General features: G+C 71.0%; 3 protein-coding genes and 1 pseudogene. 2 read left to right on the top strand and 2 right to left on the bottom strand.

All coding sequences use genetic code 11. The annotated features are described in order from the left end of the window. Both WA805_RS31515 and WA805_RS31520 read left to right on the top strand, forming a co-directional pair. Positions 1 to 374 (top strand): annotated as a pseudogene (locus WA805_RS31515) (hypothetical protein); the annotation flags it as partial. 10 nt (positions 375 to 384) lie between these two features. Beyond that, on the top strand, positions 385 to 1,353 hold the full coding sequence (locus WA805_RS31520) for an NADPH:quinone reductase (RefSeq protein ID WP_425244164.1): 969 nt from the start codon (positions 385 to 387) through the stop codon (positions 1,351 to 1,353). A gap of 8 nt (positions 1,354 to 1,361) precedes the next feature. Here the strand turns inward: WA805_RS31520 and WA805_RS31525 are convergent, their stop codons facing one another. Both WA805_RS31525 and WA805_RS31530 read right to left on the bottom strand, forming a co-directional pair. Continuing rightward, positions 1,362 to 1,562 (bottom strand): hypothetical protein, encoded by a 201-nt coding sequence (locus WA805_RS31525; protein WP_425244165.1) that lies wholly within the window; start codon positions 1,560 to 1,562, stop codon positions 1,362 to 1,364. Between the two features lie 475 nt (positions 1,563 to 2,037). Beyond that, positions 2,038 to 2,331, bottom strand: a 294-nt coding sequence (locus WA805_RS31530; protein WP_425244166.1) for a hypothetical protein, incomplete at its 5' end; no start/stop codon positions are given.

The following is a 2,331-nucleotide window of genomic DNA, read 5'->3' on the forward strand; positions in this document are numbered from 1 at the left end:
CGCTGGCGCTGGTCGTCCCCGCCCTGTTCACCTCCGACCCCGCGGTGCGGCACGCGGCCATGATCGGGCTGCTGTGCGCGGCGCTGACCCAGCCGCTGGCCGCACTCGCGTTCGTCCTTGACGGGCTTATCCTCGGCATCGCCGACTACGCCGCGATGCGCCGGGCGATGCTGCTCGCGATCCTCGCCTTCGCCCCGGTCGCGGCCCTGACGCTGCGTTTCCACTGGCTGGGCCTGCCCGGCATCTGGACCGCGCTCGGCCTGTGGCTGGCCGCCCGCTCGGCGCTGCTCGGGTACCGCTGGCGCGAAGCAACGCGCTCGTTCGGAAGGAAAGATCCTTATCCCGAACGGGCCCGTGATTCCTCCGCCACCTAGGCTGGTCCTCATGAGGGCCGCTGTGTACCGGGGCACGGGCGCCGCGCGCGACGTGCTGCGGGTGGAGGAAGTCGCCAGGCCGGATCCTGGGCCCGGTGAGGTGCTCGTCCGGGTGCACGCCTCCGGCGTGAACCCGACCGACGTCAAGTCGCGGTCCGGGGCGACCGGGCGGCCGGTCGACGAGTTCCAGATCCCGCACCACGACGGCGCCGGGATCATCGAGGCCGTCGGCCCTGGCGTCGACCCGGCCAGGACGGGTGAGCGGGTGTGGGTGTGGCTCGCGGCGTTCGGGCGCCGCTGGGGCACAGCGGCGGAATGGACCGTGGTCCCCGCCCGGCAGGCCGTCCCGCTGCCTGACCGCGTGAGTTTCGAGCTCGGCGCGTCGCTCGGCGTCCCCGCGGTGACCGCGGACCGCTGCCTGTTCGCCGACGGCCCCGTGGCCGGGAAAGCGGTGCTGGTCGCGGGCGGGGCCGGCGCCGTCGGGCACTTCGCGATCGAGCTCGCCAGGCACGCGGGCGGCCGCGTCGTGGCCACGGTCAGCGGCCCGGAGAAGGCGGAGCTCGCCGTCAAGGCCGGCGCCGACCTGGTGGTGAACTACCGGGACGCGGACGCGGCGGATCAGCTGACGGCGTTCGCGCCGGTGATGGACCGGATCGTCGAGGTGGCGCTTGGCGCGAACCTGGCGCTCGACCTGGCGGTGTCCGGGCCGCCGACGGTCGTGGTCAGCTACGCCGCGGACGGTCCCGACCCGGTGCTGCCGGTGCGGGCCTGCATGACCGCCAACGTGACGCTGCGGTTCGTGCTGCTGTACGGGATGACCGCCGGCGCCCTGGACGCGGCCGTCGCCAGCGTCTCCGGCGCGCTGGCCGCGGGCGCGCTGACCGAGCTGCCGGTCCGCCGGTTCCCGCTCAGCGAGATCGCGGCCGCGCACGAGGCTGTCGAGCGCGGCGTCACCGGCAAGGTGCTCGTGATCCCGTAGCCGCCGCGCTAGCCGAAAAACCGCTTGCCGAACCGGTCTTTCCTGCCACTGCCACCGCACTTGCGGCAGCGTCGGCTCGCGTACGTGTACACGCTGCCGGAGTGCCTGCCGGTCCCCTTGCACAGCCCGCATCTGGCCAGCGGGTGAATTCGCAGTGAGACGAAATATCCCGCTACCGCGATGATGATGATGAGAATGAGAATGCCCAAGGTCAGAACACCCCGTCGATGCGCGGCGCATGCAGTTCCCCGAAACCGCGCACTGAGCGGCGCGCAGCTTCCCCGTGTACCCAGGGTCCTATCAGGTCGCGCAGGCCCGCCGCCGTGAGAGCGCCCCGGGTAAATGCTCCGGCGACGTCCCGCCCCCGCCGGTGTATATGCCATGAGAATAGACGAAATTCATTGTTCGGGTAAGTGATTTATCTCAACTCGGATGCCTTGGGCGAAGACAATGAAATCACCGGTATCGCCAGGTAGTTTTGGTCAAATTCCGTCACAGCTGCCGGCCCTCGCGCCCTCGCGGCCTGCTGGTACGCGCCGGGCGGGGGCCGGCGAGCGCTCACGGCGCCACCGGGTGACCCTGCTCCGTAACCACCGCCACGATCCGCGAGCCGGCGACCGCCGGGCAAATTCTTAAGATCTCCCTAATTCACCAGGTCGGAAACTCCGATCCCTGCAATTGCCTTCAGCTCAGCGGAAATCGGTCTTTACCGGGAATACCCGCTTGCCCGATAACAGGCCGCCGGGGACGGGGAGTCGCCATGTCGCAATCCGGACTCTTGCCGCCTGCTGAACGGGGCCCGCTGAATCCTGCGATCGCGGCGGTCACCGGGTACGGCAGGTGCCGCGGATACACCAGCAGCGCCCTGGCCAGGTCCCGGATCCGGGGCCGCAGCGGCGTCAGCGTCGCCGCGGCATACCGCCAGGCGGCCGCCTCGTCGGCGCCGAACCGCGCGCCGATCCCCGCACGGAACCGCCG

Source organism: Trebonia sp., assembly GCF_049794275.1.
Lineage (GTDB): Bacteria > Actinomycetota > Actinomycetes > Streptosporangiales > Streptosporangiaceae > Trebonia.